At 55.4% G+C, this 233-nt stretch carries 1 protein-coding gene; it reads right to left on the bottom strand.

Annotation, left to right across the window (positions count from 1 at the left end):
* The coding region (locus ACYP03_RS28150; RefSeq protein WP_459782957.1) for an elongation factor P hydroxylase at positions 1-233 on the bottom strand (233 nt) is incomplete at both ends.

Genomic DNA, 233 nt, shown 5'->3' on the forward strand with positions numbered 1-233 from the left:
TCAGGAAAATCGTCTGCGCTGAGCGGTTGTACACCATAATGCTGACGCAACACTTCTGACAGTATGCCCGCGCGCTCCGGTGTATTGCCATCCAGGTAATGCAGCACCTGCTGGCGAACTTTGCGGGTAAATCCTACCCGATCCGGCTCATGATCACCACTCAGGTTGTCGCAGCTGACCTGAAAACGAAAGTCGCAACTGGCGGCCAACAGCCACTCTATCGCCTGGGGTTT

It is taken from the genome of Photobacterium sp. R1 (assembly GCF_054600795.1).